General features: G+C 44.4%; 15 protein-coding genes. 9 read left to right on the top strand and 6 right to left on the bottom strand.

The window, feature by feature from the left end:
* Positions 1-8: 8 nt before the first annotated feature.
* From GKO22_RS00275 to aspS, 6 genes are all read right to left on the bottom strand, one after another.
* Positions 9-1,625 (bottom strand): CTP synthase, encoded by a 1,617-nt coding sequence (locus GKO22_RS00275; protein WP_166332154.1) that lies wholly within the window; start codon positions 1,623-1,625, stop codon positions 9-11.
* A 144-nt stretch (positions 1,626-1,769) separates the two neighbouring features.
* Positions 1,770-2,837 (bottom strand): family 10 glycosylhydrolase, encoded by a 1,068-nt coding sequence (locus tag GKO22_RS00270; protein ID WP_166332153.1) that lies wholly within the window; start codon positions 2,835-2,837, stop codon positions 1,770-1,772.
* On the bottom strand, positions 2,830-3,918 hold the full coding sequence (locus GKO22_RS00265; protein ID WP_166332152.1) for a carbohydrate-binding family 9-like protein: 1,089 nt from the start codon (positions 3,916-3,918) through the stop codon (positions 2,830-2,832). The genes GKO22_RS00270 and GKO22_RS00265 overlap by 8 nt, the downstream gene beginning before the upstream one ends.
* An 82-nt stretch (positions 3,919-4,000) precedes the next feature.
* Positions 4,001-4,624: a 7-carboxy-7-deazaguanine synthase QueE gene (locus tag GKO22_RS00260; protein ID WP_166332151.1), complete on the bottom strand. Its 624-nt coding sequence runs from the start codon at positions 4,622-4,624 to the stop codon at positions 4,001-4,003.
* A gap of 36 nt (positions 4,625-4,660) precedes the next feature.
* The gene (locus tag GKO22_RS00255) at positions 4,661-6,118 is read right to left on the bottom strand and encodes an LUD domain-containing protein (RefSeq protein WP_166332150.1); all 1,458 of its coding nucleotides are present in this window, start codon (positions 6,116-6,118) and stop codon (positions 4,661-4,663) included.
* 118 nt (positions 6,119-6,236) lie between these two features.
* Positions 6,237-7,982 (bottom strand): aspartate--tRNA ligase, encoded by a 1,746-nt coding sequence (gene aspS / locus GKO22_RS00250; RefSeq protein WP_166332149.1) that lies wholly within the window; start codon positions 7,980-7,982, stop codon positions 6,237-6,239.
* A 392-nt stretch (positions 7,983-8,374) separates the two neighbouring features.
* Between aspS and mraZ the strand changes: the two genes are divergently transcribed.
* Genes mraZ through murG form a run of 9 tightly spaced genes read left to right on the top strand, consistent with a single transcriptional unit; the run spans position 8,375 to position 18,744 of the window.
* Positions 8,375-8,848 (top strand): division/cell wall cluster transcriptional repressor MraZ, encoded by a 474-nt coding sequence (mraZ, locus tag GKO22_RS00245; protein WP_166332148.1) that lies wholly within the window; start codon positions 8,375-8,377, stop codon positions 8,846-8,848.
* Positions 8,841-9,758 (top strand): 16S rRNA (cytosine(1402)-N(4))-methyltransferase RsmH, encoded by a 918-nt coding sequence (gene rsmH, locus GKO22_RS00240; protein WP_166332147.1) that lies wholly within the window; start codon positions 8,841-8,843, stop codon positions 9,756-9,758. The genes mraZ and rsmH overlap by 8 nt, the downstream gene beginning before the upstream one ends.
* 4 nt (positions 9,759-9,762) lie before the next feature.
* Entirely contained in the window at positions 9,763-10,170 is a 408-nt protein-coding gene (locus GKO22_RS00235) for an FtsL-like putative cell division protein (protein ID WP_116777065.1), read from the top strand.
* Between the two features lie 23 nt (positions 10,171-10,193).
* The gene (locus tag GKO22_RS00230) at positions 10,194-12,311 is read left to right on the top strand and encodes a penicillin-binding protein (RefSeq protein ID WP_166332146.1); all 2,118 of its coding nucleotides are present in this window, start codon (positions 10,194-10,196) and stop codon (positions 12,309-12,311) included.
* A gap of 12 nt (positions 12,312-12,323) precedes the next feature.
* Positions 12,324-13,778 (top strand): UDP-N-acetylmuramoyl-L-alanyl-D-glutamate--2,6-diaminopimelate ligase, encoded by a 1,455-nt coding sequence (locus tag GKO22_RS00225; protein ID WP_166332145.1) that lies wholly within the window; start codon positions 12,324-12,326, stop codon positions 13,776-13,778.
* A gap of 5 nt (positions 13,779-13,783) precedes the next feature.
* Positions 13,784-15,028, top strand: coding sequence for a phospho-N-acetylmuramoyl-pentapeptide-transferase (mraY, locus tag GKO22_RS00220; RefSeq protein WP_166332144.1), 1,245 nt, complete (start codon positions 13,784-13,786; stop codon positions 15,026-15,028).
* Positions 15,029-16,405 (top strand): UDP-N-acetylmuramoyl-L-alanine--D-glutamate ligase, encoded by a 1,377-nt coding sequence (murD, locus tag GKO22_RS00215; RefSeq protein WP_166332143.1) that lies wholly within the window; start codon positions 15,029-15,031, stop codon positions 16,403-16,405.
* A gap of 20 nt (positions 16,406-16,425) precedes the next feature.
* Positions 16,426-17,631 (top strand): FtsW/RodA/SpoVE family cell cycle protein, encoded by a 1,206-nt coding sequence (locus tag GKO22_RS00210; protein WP_206367758.1) that lies wholly within the window; start codon positions 16,426-16,428, stop codon positions 17,629-17,631.
* A gap of 15 nt (positions 17,632-17,646) precedes the next feature.
* Entirely contained in the window at positions 17,647-18,744 is a 1,098-nt protein-coding gene (gene murG, locus GKO22_RS00205; RefSeq protein WP_166332142.1) for an undecaprenyldiphospho-muramoylpentapeptide beta-N-acetylglucosaminyltransferase, read from the top strand.
* The last annotated feature ends 2 nt before the right edge of the window (positions 18,745-18,746 follow it).

The raw sequence follows: 18,746 nt of genomic DNA, 5'->3' as shown, positions 1-18,746 counted from the left end.
TTTAATGCTTATTTGCTTGCTGCTTTTTTATGTGTCAATGCAGCGGCTACAAAACTAACAAAAAGTGGGTGAGGATTTGCAACTGTTGATTTTAATTCCGGATGAAATTGTCCGGCTACGTAAAAAGGATGATCCTTTAGCTCGACGATTTCCACCAATCCTGTCTTAGGATTCTTGCCTGAAGCGATCATGCCCGCTGCTTCGAATTGCGCCAAATATTCGTTGTTGAATTCATAACGGTGGCGGTGGCGTTCGGTAATCTTCGATTTTCCATAGATCGCATGTGCTTTCGTTCCTTTGCGCAGATCACAATCGTAAGCGCCCAATCGCATCGTGCCGCCCATGTTTTTAATCGATTTTTGCTCTTCCATCAAGTTGATGACTGGATGTTTGGTGTGCTCATCCATCTCAAAGCTATTCGCATCTTTCAACGATAGCACATTGCGGGCAAACTCAATGACGGAGCATTGCATACCCAAGCAGATGCCAAAGAAAGGAATGCGTTGTTCACGAACATATTTGATCGCAACCAATTTACCGTCCAATCCACGCGCGCCAAAGCCTGGAGCTACGAGTATGCCATCTAATCCTTTTAGCTTATCTGCCACATTCTCCTCATCAATGCTTTCTGCGGCGATGGATTTTACTTTTACTTTCGTTTCATTCGCAGATCCCGCGTGGATAAATGCCTCTGCAATGGATTTGTAGGCATCGGGCAACTCAATGTATTTACCCACCAAGCCAATGTTGACCTCGTTTGTTGGGTTCTTTAGTTTACCTAAAAATGTTTTCCAGTTTTCAAGATCTGGTTCTACTTTGGTAGACAATTTTAATTTGGTCAAGACCGTTTTGTCCAATTGCTCTTTCAACATCAATAAAGGCACATCGTAGATCGTGGAGGCATCGATAGATTCTACCACAGCATTGATGTTTACGTTGCAAAACAAGGCCAATTTTTTACGGATGTCTTGCGTCAACTTATGCTCGGTACGGCACACCAAAATGTCTGGCTGTATCCCGTATTCCAATAAAGTTTTTACAGAGTGTTGCGTAGGTTTGGTTTTCAGCTCACCTGCTGCTGCCAGATAAGGGATTAGCGTAAGGTGGATCACTAGAGAATCGTTATTGCCTAGTTCCCAACGCAATTGTCTTACTGCCTCAATGAATGGAAGCGACTCAATGTCGCCTACCGTACCACCCAATTCAGTGATGATGATATCGTACTCGCCCGATTCGCCCAATAGTTGCATTCGGCGCTTGATCTCGTCAGTGATGTGCGGAACAACTTGAACCGTTTTCCCTAAGTAAGCGCCTTCACGCTCTTTTTGGATGACGTGTTGGTAAATACGTCCTGTTGTTACGTTGTTAGCTTGCGAAGTCGGCACATTCAAGAAACGTTCGTAATGGCCCAAATCTAAATCGGTCTCGGCACCATCTTCCGTTACGAAACATTCACCATGCTCGTAAGGATTAAGTGTTCCCGGATCGATATTAATGTAAGGGTCGAATTTTTGAATAGTAACTTTGAGTCCGCGTGCCTGGAGAAGTTTAGCCAGAGAAGCTGCAATGATGCCTTTTCCCAATGACGAAGTTACGCCGCCCGTAACAAAGATGTATTTACTCATAGTAATTGATGGATTTTTGAGCGATGATCCATCCCTAAAAAGCAATGGAAAATCTGTCTTTTGTACGGGGTACAAAGATAGCAAATTTTTTGTGCTTTAGCGGTAAAAATGAATATCCCCACCCAATGGGTGGGGATCAGGTTGTTATCGCAAAGACCTCAGCAAATTGATGGTTTTTGCATCGAATTCTTGCTCACCAAATAACGATACGCCGGCTGCGCCATTCTTTTTAGCTAGCTCAATTCCTTTTTTGAGTTCATCACTGTCTTTGAAGTCTGGTAAATAGAGTCCCGCGTATAATGGAAATTTTTTATTCAACGTTTGTACGCCTTCCTTCACAGCTTGACCAACCCATTCCACAGGTTCTTGGTAGAAACCATGATAAATCATCGGGAATACTGCATCTAAATCCCAATTTGCCCAATCCTGTCGCACAATCCGGCGCGCGAGATCTGGCGTAGGAAATACCGCTGCGGTCAACGGTTTTTGGTACTCTTTGGCCACTTTGGCAATTCGATTGACTACGCGATTGATCTGCTCATAACGGAAAGCGCGCCACGACGGACTTTGCTCCGGTCGAGCAACCTGATCGATATCAATGCCCGTTTCTTTCAAGTAGGCTGCCTTGGTAAATGGACTGTAACAAAAATCGTAATCTGCTAGCTCGGTCGACTGGTCGATATTGTAATTCTGCCACAAGTTTACCGGTAACACGACATCCGGATAACGGATGTAATCTAGGTGCAAACCATCAACATCTTCTTTCTCTAATTGCTCTCTCGCTTTATCTTCCAAGTATTTAGGAACATCGGGATGCGAAGGGCACAAAAAGCGGTAATAATTCACGTAAGGCGGCTGGTCTGCACAAGACTTTCCAGAGCGGCTCACGGCATAATATTCTGGATGTTTGCTTAACAAATCTTGCTCACCCCGATTCATGGTCCACATCCAACGATGGGTTTCCAATCCCAAGCTTTTTGCTACCTGAAAATGCCGAACACTGTAATCTTCAAACAGCAAGCCACGCACACCCGCTTCGCGGTAAGAGGTATAGCGTTTTTTGATTGCAGCATCACTGTCTTTCGTATTAGGGCGTATCCACATCCAATAATCAAAGGATAGTGGTGTAGCATTTGCTGCCAAGGAGATAGCAGGCAATTGTAAGCCGGCGAAGCCGAGCAAAGAGGTCTTGATGAAATCGCGTTTATTCATAATAGGTGTTGTTACCAAGGTGATCTAGTCGAAAGGTAGCATTATTTTCTGAATCGCTCACACGCACCGCATATCCGGCAGCATCTGCTTCTAGATCATAGGTGAGTGTAAATTGTTTTAAAGAAGGAGCTATGTATTTGCGATAATCCGGCAGTTGATCTAGTTCAGCTGCATAGTTACCATGTTTGCGCTTATAGACTTGCTGTAGGTAGTGAATATTCCAGCCTAGTTTTTTTATTTCGTAGGAAGCGGGCAAAGTTGGATTTCCCAACTGATCTACAAACTGAATGTATCCCCATCTTTCTGGATAGTGCATATTCACCAATCCGATCGGCGACCATACCCAATTATCTTCCGGCAAGATGTTTCCATTTTCCGCTTTGCGCTGGTAGGTATTATTCTTTACGGTATGTTGCCATTGTACTCGGGAGAAATTGAATAACCAATAGGAAGAAAGTGGAGGCGTATCACCTGATCCAAAACTTTGTAGCGCGGTAAATGGAATGGCAATCTCCACACTCCAAAATTTGTCTTTATCCCGCGGATTGTTCAAGGTGCCCTCAACATGTACCGCACTTTTGAGCCCTTTCATATCCCAATGAATAAGTGCTTTGCCACCGTAGCGATAAGGTTTTACTAAGGCTAAGTCGAATAGCGTATTCAGCGCATTCACTTCCAGTTCATAATAATGATCTTGGTGGATATCAGGTTTTATAAATACCTCAAAATCATTGTTGTGAAAGATGATGTCGTCGTATTTGGTGATATTTCCCCATACGTGTGGCTCTTCCATTTTCGCGTAGATGTACAGATTGGCATCATCGTACATCATTTTGAACCGAGTTTCGTAAGCGGGTGTTGTTTTGTCTGCGCCTTCAATATCTATGAATTTGCTCGACCAAGGAATGTTAGCCCATTGTGCTTCTATATCACGGCCATCGATTTTGATGGTGCCGTTCACTTTTTGAACTTGATATACTAAGGGAATAGATTGTAATCGTTCTACCTCATCGATGGTAGACTGAGCATGAGCGGCCGTGACAAAGAGCAAGCACGGCAAAAAACGTTTTAGCAAATTCATAACAAAAGAAATCAACTCCAATTATAAGTAAAATAGTTGGATCAGCTATGTAACATAAACGTGATGAATAGCCGCGTAAATGTTACGGAATGTTCAGGTATTTGTGGGTTTGTAACGAGATTTCCCATTTAGGGTTGGTCATTACATAATCGATGATAAGCGGCGTCATCTCTGCTGCTTTCGACCATTCGGGTTGCAAGTACAGTTTGCAGGAAGGACTGACCTGTGCGGCGTGTTCTTCTGCCCATTGGAAGTCACTTTTGTTAAAAACAATGACTTTCAATTCGCCAGCAGCCTCCAAAACATCTTTTCGAGGTGCTTTGAATTTCTTTGGGGATAAACAAATCCAATCCCAATGCCCGCTCAACGGATAGGCACCAGAAGTTTCCATAAAAGTACGAATGCCGCGCTCTTGCAAGCTTTTAGTCAATGGATCTAAGTTATAGATCAGCGGTTCGCCACCAGTTACTACGACTGTTTTTGCTGGATGCTGATCAGCATGCTGCACGATCGTATCAACCGATGTAAGCGGATGAATACTAGCATCCCAACTTTCTTTGACATCGCACCAATGACAACCCACATCACAACCTCCCAAGCGAATAAAATAAGCTGCTTTGCCCGTGTGGTAGCCTTCGCCTTGAATGGTGTAAAATTCTTCCATTAATGGAAGTTGATTGCCGTCTTCTGGAACTTGTCGTGACATGCGATTTTTATTAAGAAAGGCAAAGGTAAGGATTTTTTAATCAGTATCCTTGGCTTTGGAACGCCATTGCGTCGAGAAGGATTTATCAGGTATACGTGGCAGTACACGTTGATCTCCCCAAGATTTTTTGAAAAACAATTTGATGAGAATATTTTTCAGTCCTTTTCCAAGGAAGTCAATGTACTTTCGGTTCTTCGCCAGCTTGGTGTACCAGCTCCATGCACGAGTTTCCGGCAACGGTTTTGCGGCATTGCTCACCCGATCATGTCGATTCTTTAAAAGCAATCGATCAATATCTATGTTTAACGGATTAGCACGCTCCGTATTGGTAAAGCTGGCGGCATGTTGCAGGTAGTCGTACGATTCTTCTGAATCGAGATGCGCTGTAAATACAGCGCCCATAGGACCAGGGTATGTATTTTGATACGCGCCTCCACCAATGGTTTCATACATCGCACAAGCATTGGTGCTTGCGCCGCACTCCATCCAATACAAGGCTTGGCGCTGCTCGGTAAGTGCTAACAAATCTGATCGTCCGTTATCCACCAAAATCAACACCATTTGGCTCGGTCCATCGGTTTCGCGACCGCGTTGCGGTCCGGTCAACAAACTGTGGTGACGCTGCAATCTTTGTCCATGATCATGCAATGCTCCCAATGGCAGCAATAAATCCAAATCATGGATGGATGGCAAAATTTTATCAATACCAGCAAATACAATATGATAAGGAGAAAAAGCATTGTGCAAACGATTATTGCCTTCATTTTCGCTGATCACTACGCTGCCCGTATCGGCTAATAGATGCGATGCACCCGATATCATCACATCTGTCGATGTGGCGCGGTCGCGCTGAATCTTTCGAAAACTACGTAAGATTTTAGTTGCAGCTGCGTCTATAGGTGCTGCTTGCTCGTCTTCTAAATCTTCTTCTTCCGCTGCTTTTTCCGCTTCTGTTCTTTCGGCTGGTACAATTTCTGGGTGCTTTGTATCCCATAGAGCTTTCGCTTTTTCTTCACTCAGCTCAATGGCTGGTTGGATTACATGACTCGGTTTTGTGCCGTTTAGCTGCGCTAAATAACGGCCAAGATCAGCTTCATCTGCGCGGTATTTTGATTCTGCGAGGTATTTTGGGAGACCAATTTCCTCGTGGATCATGGCATGGTTGGTCGCGATATGGCTAGGCTGATAAGTAGCCAAAAGCTTGTCCAGCTCTTCTAACGCTTCTGATGCGTTATTTGCCCAAATGACTTTACCGCCCGCACGCGTGAAGTTGGTTTCGAAGTCCAATAGATAACGATCCATATTTTCGATCGCTTTCCACTTGATTAGATGCGCTTTCTTCTTGGCATTTTCAAGATTTTGAAAACGAGGAGCTAGATTTTGAAAGGCTTGGCGATAGTTTTCCAGATGCTCGTGCAGGATCCTATTGCCCTGAGCATCCAAGGCGCTGACCTCGCAAGCTTTTCTAAATTGTTCTTCCTTCGTATTCGGCATATGTAATCGGGTGGGGTATTATGTATAGTAAAAGTCGGCAATCATCTTGCCAACTTTTACTAAATAAGATTTCTGAGCTATTTATTGTTCGAAAAACGTGCCGCTCAGGAATATAAAATTATGCTTTAACGGCTAACGTCAACTCCTTCAATTGTGCTGGCGCAATGGTAGAAGGTGCATCAATCATCACATCGCGCCCGCTGTTGTTTTTCGGGAACGCGATCACATCACGAATGCTATCCAAACCTGCGAAGATAGATACCAAGCGATCTAAACCAAAGGCCAATCCACCATGCGGAGGCGCACCATAAGTGAATGCTTCCATCAAGAAACCAAATTGCTTCTGCGCTTCCTCCGGCGTGAAACCTAGATGTTTAAACATATTGGATTGCAAATCGCGATCGTGGATACGAATCGATCCGCCGCCCACTTCTACACCGTTGATCACCAAATCGTAAGCATTGGCGCGCACATCACCGGGATTAGATTCCAACAAATGGATGTCTTCTGGTTTTGGTGAGGTGAATGGATGGTGCATCGCATGATAGCGCGCCGAATCTTCATCCCATTCTAATAATGGAAAATCGATCACCCATAATGGGGAGAATGTATTTTTGTCGCGCAGGCCTAATTGTCCAGCAACCTCTAGTCGAAGTTCGTTCAATTGCTTGCGTACCTTATCTTTCGAGCCAGCCATGATCAATAAAAGATCGCCTGGCTCACTCTCGAATGCTTTAGACCAAGCTTCTAATGCTGAAGCATCGTAGAATTTATCTACGGATGATTTAATGCTTCCATCTTCGTTATGACGCGCATAAACGATTCCAGTCGCGCCTATTTGTGGTCTTTTCACAAAATCGGTCAAGGCATCCAGCTGTTTTCTCGTGTAGCTAGCGCAATTCTTGGCATTGATACCGACAACCAATTCTGCTTGTTCGAATACTGGGAAATCGTGCCCTTTTGCCACATCATTCAGCTCCACGAACTGCATACCAAAGCGCGTATCCGGTTTGTCGGATCCGTACAAACGCATGGCATCATCGTACGTCATGCGTGGTACTTCGCCCAAGTCAACACCTTTTACTGTTTTGAAAAGATGCTTAGTCAATCCCTCAAACATGTTCAAGATATCTTCCTGCTCTACAAATGCCATTTCGCAGTCGATCTGCGTAAACTCTGGCTGTCTGTCGGCACGCAAATCCTCATCACGAAAACATTTCACAATTTGGAAATAACGATCGAAGCCCGAAACCATGAGCAATTGCTTGAAAGTTTGTGGGGATTGCGGCAAGGCGTAGAATTCGCCTGGATTCATACGAGAAGGAACCACAAAATCGCGCGCGCCTTCTGGTGTTGATTTAATCAATACCGGAGTTTCTACTTCCAAAAAGTTTTCGCCATCTAAATAACGACGGATTTCTTGCGACATTTTATGACGCAAGATCAAGTTTTCACGCACCGGATTGCGACGTAAGTCTAGATACCGGAACTTCATGCGGATATCGTCGCCACCATCCGTTTCATCTTCGATGGTAAATGGCGGTAACGCCGATGCATTTAATATATCTAGATCCGTTACTTTGATTTCAATCTCTCCGGTAGGGATCTTGTTATTTTTGTTGGAACGTTCGATGACAGTACCTGTCACTTTGATCACGTATTCGCGACCTAGATCCAACGCTTTTGCGCGCAAGGTCTGATCATCGTCGACATTAAAAGCCAATTGCGTAACGCCGTAGCGATCGCGTACGTCTATAAACGTCATTCCTCCTAAGTCACGTGATTTCTGGACCCACCCACTCAAGGTGACGGTCTTCCCCAGATCGGACAACCGCAGTTCGCCGCAAGTATGTGTTCTGTGCATTTCCTATTATGTATTTATCTATTTCAGAATCTGATGACAAAAATATCGGTTTTTGGACACAAAAACGAAACTTAATTTGATCAGAGCAAAGCGGAAGAGATTATCTCGTGACACGATTTCCCACTACAAGGTCGCTTCTCCCACTTTCACCCCAATTTTGCGAATAAAGTTAGGCGATGCGCCTTTGTATAGTATGATATCAGTCAGCGTTTTAGTAATTGCCTTAAGGGAAAATTTGCCTTGTAAATGCAAGATAATGAGGTTGTAAGCGTGTTCTGATGGTTTCTGATGGGATATTACTGTTGTGGAAAACTTTTTTGTGGGGCAAAGTGTTATAAAGTGGGAGAAAGTGTCTAATTTTACATTTGATTTCGAATAGGCTGATTAGCTATATGACCGAACTGACAGGAGAATATACATGTAAGTTGGATGCCAAAGGTAGAATGGTAGTTCCTGCGTTGCTCAAAAAACAGATACCTAGTATTGAGCAAGAGGGGCTTATCGTGAACCGTGGTTTCGAAAAAAACTTAGTGATTTATCCTCGTTCAGAATGGTCGAAGATGATGCGGCAGCTATCACGTTTGAATAAGTTTAAGGCGGAGAACAGAAATTTCATTCGAAAATTTATGAGTGGCGCTACCGAGCTAACGTTGGATTCAGCCAATCGGGTATTGCTTCCTAAAAGTTTGATGGAATACGCCGAGATCAGCGGAGAGCTGATGTTGGCTTGCCAGTTTGATCGCATAGAAGTTTGGTCCAAATCTGTTTACCTGGAGACGTTGGGAGAGATGAGTGAAGATGATTTTGCCACTTTAGGTGAAAAAGTAATGGGTGGATTGGATATAGGAGACCTAGAAGATGAGTAGTCCAGTATATCATGTGCCCGTGATGCTGCAAGAATGTATAGCAGCGCTAAATATAAAGCCGAATGGTGTGTACGTGGATGTCACTTTTGGTGGCGGCGGACATTCCAGAGAAATATTGAAGCACCTTGGGCCAGAAGGGCGTTTGTTTGCTTTTGATCAAGATCCCGATGCGCTTCAAAATGCAATTGATGATCCAAGATTTCGTTTGGTACATCAAAATTTCAAGTTTTTGAAAAACAGCTTGCGATTAGAAGGTGTGCGTCAAGTAGATGGTATTTTGGCTGATCTAGGCGTTTCTTCGCATCAATTTGATGATGCAGAGCGAGGATTCTCGATTCGCTTTGAGGCGAATCTGGATATGCGTATGGATCAAGTGGCTGATCTGGATGCAGCAAAGATTCTTAATACGTATGCGGAGGAAGAGTTGCATCGCATATTTGGCATGTATGGCGAAATTCAAAACGCTAAATCATTGGCCAAAACCATTGCAACGGCACGTCTTTCTAAGCTAGTTACGTCGGTAACGCAGTTGAAAGAGGTGATCAAGTCGCTGGTGCCACGTGGAAAAGAGCATAAATACCATGCGCAGGTCTTTCAGGCTTTGCGTATTGAAGTGAATAAAGAATTGGAAGCGCTAACTGATTTTTTAGAGCAAACGGTACCCGTGCTTAAACATGAAGGCCGATTGGTCGTGATGTCGTACCATTCTTTAGAGGATCGTTTGGTGAAGAATTTTATAGCCAAGGGCAAGTTTAAAGGAGAAGTCGAGAAGGATTTTTTTGGTAACGAGATCAAGCCTTTTCAAGTCATCAGCCGCAAGGCGATCGCGGCGACTCATGAGGAAGTGCAACAAAATAACCGGGCTCGAAGTGCCAAATTGCGCGTCGCTCAACGGATAGAAAAAGATTAAGCAGATGGCCAGAAACAGGATAAAAAATGGCGAGCTGAGCGAAGAGGTTCAGGAGGAAATGTCTGACGAACTGGAAGAGAAGGTCGAGGAGACCCAAAATTTCATTCGGACGATATTCTCTAGCAATCCACTTTCTACCTATTCAGTGACCAAGAATTTACCGTTCATCGCTTTTATTGCTTTGCTCGGATTGCTGTATATCTCCAACCGACATTTGGCGGAGAATACGGTGCGTAGAATCGATCGACTGGGCAAGGATGTGAAGGAGCTGGGTTGGGATTACAAGTCGCTCCATGCAGAATTGATGAAGCTGACGACGCAGACTGAAATTGCCAAGCGGGCAGATACGTTAGGGTTGACCGAACGCACGGAACCGCCAATAAAAATAGAATTAGTAAAAAAAGATAAATAGGGAGCGCAAAAAACGCATTTACCATGAATATCAGAAAGTCCATCTTGATTCGTGTGTACCTAGCCTTCGGGCTAATGGTGTTTGGCGCCCTGTTGGTGTTTGGCAAGCTGCTGCATGTGCAATATGTTGATGGTGATAAATGGCAAACTATTGCGGATTCACTCACTATAAAAGAGCGTGTGGTAGAAGCCGCGCGCGGCAACATCTATTCTAATGATGGAAGTTTGCTAGCGACCTCCGTGCCGGAATATACCATTCGCTTTGATGCGATGGCGATCCCAGAAGAGAATAGCGACGTATTCCAGTCCAGAGTAGATTCACTGGCGGCACGGCTTTCTCAATTTTTTGGAGATAAATCAGCCCGTCAATATTTGACGCAACTGAAAGAAGCGCGCGCCAAAGGCCAGCGCTATATGCTGTTAAAAAGAAATGTATCACATCAAGATCTGAAAGAGCTGAAGACTTTCCCTTTGTTAAAAACATTCAAGGAAGGTCGTAGTCGTTATTCTGGTGGCTTGATCGCAGTACAGGAGAACAAACGCATCTTACCTTTTACCAATTTGGCTGCGCGTACCATTGGTTATCGCAATGAAGAATACCGCGTAGGGTTGGAAGGTGCTTTTGGTGATTATATAGAAGGAAAAAGCGGTATGCAAATGATGCAACGCATCGCCGGTGGCGTTTGGGTGCCGGTGAGTCGCGAAGTAGAAATTGCACCAGTCGATGGTTCGGATATTATCGCGACGATCGATGTAAATATGCAAGATATGGCACAGCGTGCTTTGGAAAAACAATTGATCCAGAGCAATGCCGATAATGGTTGCGTGATCTTGATGGAGGTAGAAACAGGAGAAATCCGCGCGATTGCGAACTTCACCAAAGATACGGATGGCGTATATCGCGAGAAATTTAACTACGCCATTGCGCAAGGTGCAGACCCAGGTTCTACGTTCAAGTTAGCTTCTTATTTAGCAGCGCTAGATGATGGCTATGTAGATACCACGACCGTGATCGATATTGGCAATGGTACGTACAAAGTGCCTTCGCATACGATTCGCGATTCGCACGCTCCAAAGAAATCCCGCGTCAGCGTACAAGAAGCATTTGAAGAATCTTCTAATGTGGCGGTCACGAAAATGATCCACACGCATTATGGCAATAATCCAAGCAAATTCATCAATAAGCTGCACAGTTGGGGATTGCACAAACCTTTGGGCTTACAGATTCCGGGCGAAGGGGATCCTTGGGTGAAAACACCAGAAAGCAGATCGTGGAGCAAGCTGTCACTGATTCAGATGGCTTATGGTTATGAATTGAAGTTGACACCATTGCAAACGCTGACATTATACAACGCTGTAGCAAACGATGGTAAGATGATCGCGCCGCTTTTTGTAAAAGAGATTCGTAATCTCGGAAATACCGTAGAGCGCTTTGAAGCGCGTGTGATCAATAAGCAAATTGCTTCCGAGGAAGCGATCGATAAGATGCAAGGCATGATGCGTAGCGTGATGACCAACGGTACGGGGAAACGCCTACGTAGTCCATTGTATAATGCAGCCGGTAAAACAGGTACAGCGCAGATGGCCGATGGAGCGAGAGGTTATGGAGCGCGTCGCTACCAATCTTCGTTTGCAGGTTATTTTCCGGCAGAAAAGCCAAAGTATAGTATGATTGTAGTAATCCGCAATCCGCGGAATGGCTATTACGGTGGTTCTGTAGCTGGTCCGGTATTCAAAGAGTTGGCAGACATGGTCTATGCTAACGATTTGAGTTTACATCAGAATTTTGAGAAACGACATGTAAATAGCAAAGGGGATAAAACGCCACACACTTTAGTAGGCTCCAAAGAAGCATCTTCTAAAGTATACGCGTGGATGGGATTGCAAGTAAACAATTGGGCGTCGCTAACGCGCCCCGTTAAAGATAGCGCACAACGGAGTACCAACGTATTTAGCGAAGCTCAATTTACTGAAGGCGTAGTGCCAAGTGTACTAGGAATGGGATTGATGGATGCCATCTATGCCATGGAAAATGCTGGATTCAAAACTGCCGTAAAAGGAAAAGGACGCGTCGTGTCTCAATCCCTATTAGCTGGACAGAAGCTGACGACAGGATCAAAGGTTTTATTAGAACTGAATTAAACACAGGGTTGTATGATATTGAAAGATCTACTTCATGCTGTTCCGGTAAAGGAATATAAAGGCCAACTCGATATCGAGGTGACGGGTCTGTGTTTTGATTCTCGCGCGGTCGTAGATGGCAATCTTTTCATTGCGGTTCGCGGAACGCATACCGATGGACATTTGTATTTACAAAAAGCTATTGACTTAGGTGCAAACGCGCTGTTGGTAGAAGAATTGCCTGGTCAGACACACGAGGATATCACCTATATCTTGGTAGATGATTCTTCTTATGTATTGGGTCTGATCGCTGCCAATTATTACGATAATCCTTCACATCAATTAAAATTAGTTGGTGTAACAGGTACGAACGGAAAGACTACTGTCGCCACGCTCTTGTACAATCTATTTATAGGATTGAGCTATCAAGTGGGACTTTTATCTACGGTTGAAAATCGTATTTCCGGTCGCGTCATACCGACTACACATACCACCTTAGATCCGATCTCTCTCAACAAGTTGTTGCGCGAAATGGTCGACGAAGGTTGTGACTATTGTTTCATGGAAGTGAGTTCGCACGCGGTGGTACAGCAGCGCATTGCAGGTTTACGTTTTGCCGGTGGTATTTTCACCAATATCACGCATGATCACCTAGATTTTCACGAAACCTTTGACAACTATATCAAAGCAAAGAAGAAATTCTTCGACGACTTAGATCGGGATGCATTCGCTCTGAGCAATGCCGATGATCGCAATGGTGCAGTGATGTTGCAGAATACGGTCGCTTATCAGAAAACATACGCTTTAAAAGGTTTAGCCGATTTCAAAATGCGCATCGTAGAGAGTCATTTTGATGGCATGCTATTGCACTTGGATGGGCAGGATGTATGGGTAAAATTAGTGGGGCACTTTAATGCCTACAACTTATTGGCAGTCTATGGTGCCGCAATTCTGTTAGAGCAAGAAACGATGAAAGTGTTGACGGCGATCAGCAATATCGTTGGGGCAGAAGGAAGGTTTGAAGCATTGCGTTCACCGCAAGGGCAAATTGGTATTGTGGATTATGCGCATACACCAGATGCGGTAGAAAATGTACTAGACACGGTAGCAGACTTACGTCAGGTCGGACAACAGATTATCACCGTCATTGGTTGCGGTGGTGATCGCGATAAAACCAAAAGACCTAAAATGGCCAAGGTTGCCGCGCTGAAAAGCGATACCGTCATTCTTACTTCTGATAATCCGCGAAGCGAAGATCCTCTGCAGATTATCCGAGAAATGGAAGCCGGTATTCCGGCCGATAAACGTAAAGGTGTGTTTAGCATTTCGGATCGCAAAGAAGCGATTCGTGCGGCTTGTCATTTGGCTCAGCCGGGCGATATCATCGTGGTGGCGGGCAAAGGGCACGAAAAATATCAAGACATCAACGGTGTGAAACATCATTTTGATGATAAAGAACAATTAGCAAACGCATTTAACGAGCAATAAGAGGGATGTTGTATTATTTATTTACCTGGTTAAACGAGCATATGCATATTCCTGGAGCAGGACTGTTCCAGTATATCTCCTTCCGTACGGCCATGGCGGTAATTGTCTCGTTGATTATCACTACCGTTTTCGGTAGCCGACTAATCCGTTTGCTGCACCGCAAGCAAGTCGGTGAGACGGTACGCGACTTAGGTTTGGAAGGTGAGAAGCAGAAACAAGGCACGCCGACGATGGGTGGTTTGATCATCATTGCTGGTATTTTAATTCCAACATTACTTTTTGCTAAGCTGGATAATATCTATGTGATCATCATGATTATCACCACCCTGTGGATGGGAGCAATCGGTTTCTTAGATGATTACATCAAAGTTTTCCGTAAAAATAAAGAAGGACTTGCGGGTCGCTTCAAAGTGATTGGTCAGATTGGTTTAGGGATTTTCATTGCCGTTACCATGTATTTCCACCCGAGTATTTTGGTGCGTGAGCAAGTAACTAATCCGTCTTATTCAGTGCCGGTATCGGTCGTGATCAATCCTTCGACGGGAGAGAAAACCTACGTAGAGGATGTGAAATCTAGCAAGACCAACATTCCTTTTTATAAAAATAATGAGTTTGATTACGCCAAGTCACTGAGTTTCTTAGGCATCTCCGGTACGTGGATTACGTTTGGTATGACCTTGCTCGTGATTGTATTTATCGTTACGGCAGTGTCGAATGGAGCGAATATAACGGATGGTATTGATGGCTTGGCCACTGGTACGTCGGCCATTATGGGAATCACCTTGGCGATTCTCGCTTACGTTTCAGGTAACGTGATTTTCTCCGATTACCTCAACATCATGTATATCCCGAATAGTGGTGAGCTCGTGATTTTTGCTGGTGCTTTTATCGGAGCGTGTACCGGGTTTTTGTGGTACAATGCCTATCCGGCGCAGGTTTTCATGGGCGATACAGGAAGTTTGACGATTGGGGGTATTATTGCGGCATTTGCCATTCTTATCCGCAAAGAATTATTGATTCCAATACTATGTGGTGTTTTCTTGATCGAAAATCTGTCGGTCATCATGCAAGTATCGTATTTCAAATACACGAAGAAAAAATTTGGTGAGGGACGACGCATCTTTTTGATGTCGCCATTGCACCACCATTATCAGAAGAAAGGTTATCACGAGTCGAAGATCGTGACACGCTTTGTAATTGTATCCATCATGTTGGCCATTTTGACCATCGTAACTTTAAAAATACGTTAGATGTCAAATATCGAACATAGCTATTATCCGCAAGTCGGTCGTGTCGTCATCTTAGGTGGCGGTGAGAGCGGCGTAGGTGCTGCTATCCTCGCGAAGGATAAGGGCTTTGAGGTATTTGTGTCGGATATGGCGCTATTAGCAGATCAATTTAAAGAGACGCTAACGCAAGAAGGGATTGCCTTTGAAGAAGGGCAACATACCGAAGCGGAGATTTTGAATGCGGATTTAATTATCAAAAGTCCGGGTATTCCTGAGACGGCGCCCTTGATGCAGCAACTACGCAAAACCAGTATTCCGGTGATTTCGGAGATCGAGTTTGCCGCCCAATATACCGATGCCACTTTATGTTGCATCACCGGATCGAATGGTAAATCAACCACCACGATGCTGACGTACGAAATATTTCGTCATGCCGGATTGAACGTGGGTGTAGCCGGCAATATCGGACAAAGCTTCGCTTTGCAAGTAGCACGCGAGCAACGCGATGTCTACGTGTTGGAGTTATCGAGCTTTATGCTCGATGATATGCATCATTTTCGAGCGCATATCGCGATTCTGCTCAACATCACGCCGGATCATTTGGATCGTTACAACTATGATATGAATACATATGTGGATTCAAAATTCCGTATCATTCAAAATCAGCAGGCGGAAGATTATTTTATCTACTGCGCCGACGACGAAGAAATTAAGAAAGGATTAGCGCGGCATCAGTCGCCCGCGATGTCCTTGCCATTCACGCAAGTGGATACTGCGCTTGCACAAGGCGCTTATATAGACGAACAAAAGAACTTGATTATTAACATACCTAAACGGGAACCATTTACGATGAATATTGAAGAACTATCACTACAAGGCAAGCACAATGTGTACAACAATTCTGCTGCTGGATTAGCTGCTAAAGCACAGCAATTGCGCAATAGTGTGATGAAGGAAAGCATGCAATCCTATGTCAATATCGCGCATCGTTTGGAACACGTGGCGTGTATTGGCGGCGTTACTTATATCAACGATTCCAAAGCCACCAATGTCAATTCGGTATGGTATGCATTAGAAAGTTTCTCGCCGGATATCGTATTGATTATGGGCGGTGTAGACAAAGGAAATGATTACGACATGCTGCGTGATCTAGTAAAAAGTAAGGTAAAAGCAATCATCTGTATTGGTAAACACAATGGTCGTATTCACGAAGCATTTGAATCGGATACGGATGTGATTGTCAATAGCGCTTCCATGGGAGATGCCGTAGAAATCGCCTCGCATATTGCGAAAAAGGGAGATACGGTATTGTTGTCACCTGCTTGCGCAAGTTTCGATTGGTTTAAAAATTACGAAGATCGTGGGGATCAATTTAAAGAAGCGGTAATGGCTCTTTAAGTTGTTAGAGATAACAGATTATGACAATAGAACAGATTTTTTCAAAACTCAAGGGAGACAAGTGGATCTGGATAATCGTACTTATCCTGTCTGGCTGGTCTTTGTTGGCGGTATACAGCTCCGTGGGCACATTAGCCTACAAAGAGGGTAAGGGTACCGAATTATATCTGTTTAAGCATTTTGCCATTATCGCTGTGGGATTAGTGCTGATGTATTTGTCGCACAAATTGGATTATCGGTATTATGCTGGCATTTCCAAATTGCTGATGATCATCACGATTCCACTATTGCTAGCGACATTGATATTTGGAGATTCTATTAATCAGGCGAATCGTTGGTTGACAATCCCCGTGATTAACCAATCATTCCAAACTTCCGATTTAGCGAAGTTGGCCTTGATTACTTTCTTAGCGCGTATGTTGTCGCGCAAGCAAGAAGAAATCAAAGACGTCAAGAAGTCATTTGTGCCGATCATGGGTGCTGTTTGTGCGGTATTCGTACTTATTGCGGTAGCCAATATGTCGACTGCGGTCATGTTGTTTGGCGTGAGCGTTTTGTTGCTGTTAATTGGTCGGATCTCTTTCAAACAAATTACGATTGTCTGCATAGGCTGTGGTATTCTACTGATGTTGGTAGCCTTTTTAGGTCCACGTCGTGCTACGTATATGAGTCGGATCGAAGGATTTTTTCATACCGAGGAAGTCATTGGTGGTAGCGGCGCAGTACCTTTTCAAGAAGATAAAAACTTCCAAGCCAACAATTCAAAAATTGCGATCGCAACGGGTGGATTTTTTGGTAAAGGATGGGGAAATAGTGTGCAGCGTAATGTGTTGCCGCATCCATATTCGGACTTTATCTTCGCGATCATTATAGAGGAATATGGTACAATCGGCGGTTTCGTACTCTTGACGTTGTACCTCGCTTTGATGTACCGCATTATACGCATTGTGACCTTGAGTCCGCGTGCTTTCGGCGCTTTCTTGGCGGCAGGATTGGGTTTCAGCTTGACGATTCAGGCATTAGCGAATATGGCAGTAGCTGTTGGTTTAGGTCCGGTGACTGGTGTTCCGTTGCCATTAGTGAGTATGGGCGGAACGTCCATTTTATTCACGAGTGTGGCCTTGGGGATTATTCTCAGCGTAAGTCGTAATGTCGAAGAATTAAAAGGAAAAGAAGAGTTAAATGATGTCGTAAAACCACGTCGTGTGGTCGTCGGCAGTATATAATCGAGTACAATAAGCATGGCAAACAAAGTAATCATAAGCGGTGGCGGTACGGGAGGACATATCTTTCCGGCAATTGCTATTGCAAATGCCCTTCGGCAGCTGCAGCCCGATGTGGAGATTTTGTTTGTGGGTGCCAATGGTAAAATGGAAATGGATCGCGTACCTGCTGCAGGTTACGAGATTGTGGGTTTGGATATTCAAGGTTTCAACCGCCAATCCATGCTAAAGAACTTGATCTTGCCTTTTCGGCTGATCGCCAGCATGTGGAAAGCGCGACAAATCATTCGTCAGTTCGGTGCGCAAGCAGCCGTTGGTGTTGGTGGATATGCTTCTGGTCCGCTGTTGCAGGTGGCCAATATGATGGGCATACCGACTTTGATCCAAGAGCAGAATTCCTATGCCGGATTGACCAATAAACAATTGGGCAAAAAAGCCCAACGCGTCTGTGTGGCTTATGATCATATGGAGCGATTTTTTCCAGCAGAAAAAATCATGATTACCGGTAATCCGATTCGTCGTTCGTCGGTACAAATCGAGGGTAAACGTGAAGAAGCGATACATGCTTTTGGTTTAGATCTGGACAAGAAAACGGTTTTGGTTACCGGAGGTAGTCTGGGTGCCAAAACATTGAATGATTGTCTAACGGAAGGTTTAGAGCGGTTATTGGATAAGAATATACAAATCATCTGGCAATGCGGTAGTTATTACTACGAGAAATTGTCGGCAGAATTGAAAGATAAGCTAACAGATAGCGTGAAGCTCATGCCATTTTTGGAGCGCATGGATTATGCGTATGCCGCGGCAGATTTTATTGTTGCCCGTGCAGGAGCTGGTACGATATCAGAATTGGCCGTGATCGGCAAGCCGGTTGTCTTGGTGCCTTCACCGAATGTATCGGATGATCATCAAACGAAAAACGCCTTGGCTTTATCAGAGCATAAAGCAGCCATTATGGTGAGCGATCTTTCTGCGCGAATGCACTTGATCGACGAGCTGATTGCGGTGATTGATGATGAAGCGACAGCTTACGAATTGGGCGAACGGATTAAAGAGATGGCCTTATTGGATGCTGATGTCGTGATCGCACAAGAGGTTTTAAAAATGATAAAATAAGG

Origin of the sequence: Sphingobacterium chungjuense, from assembly GCF_011316935.1 — a bacterium.
Taxonomy (GTDB): Bacteria; Bacteroidota; Bacteroidia; order Sphingobacteriales; family Sphingobacteriaceae; genus Sphingobacterium; species Sphingobacterium chungjuense.
The sequence above is the reverse complement of the archived record's forward strand: the minus strand, read 5'-3'. Positions and strand labels throughout refer to the sequence as shown.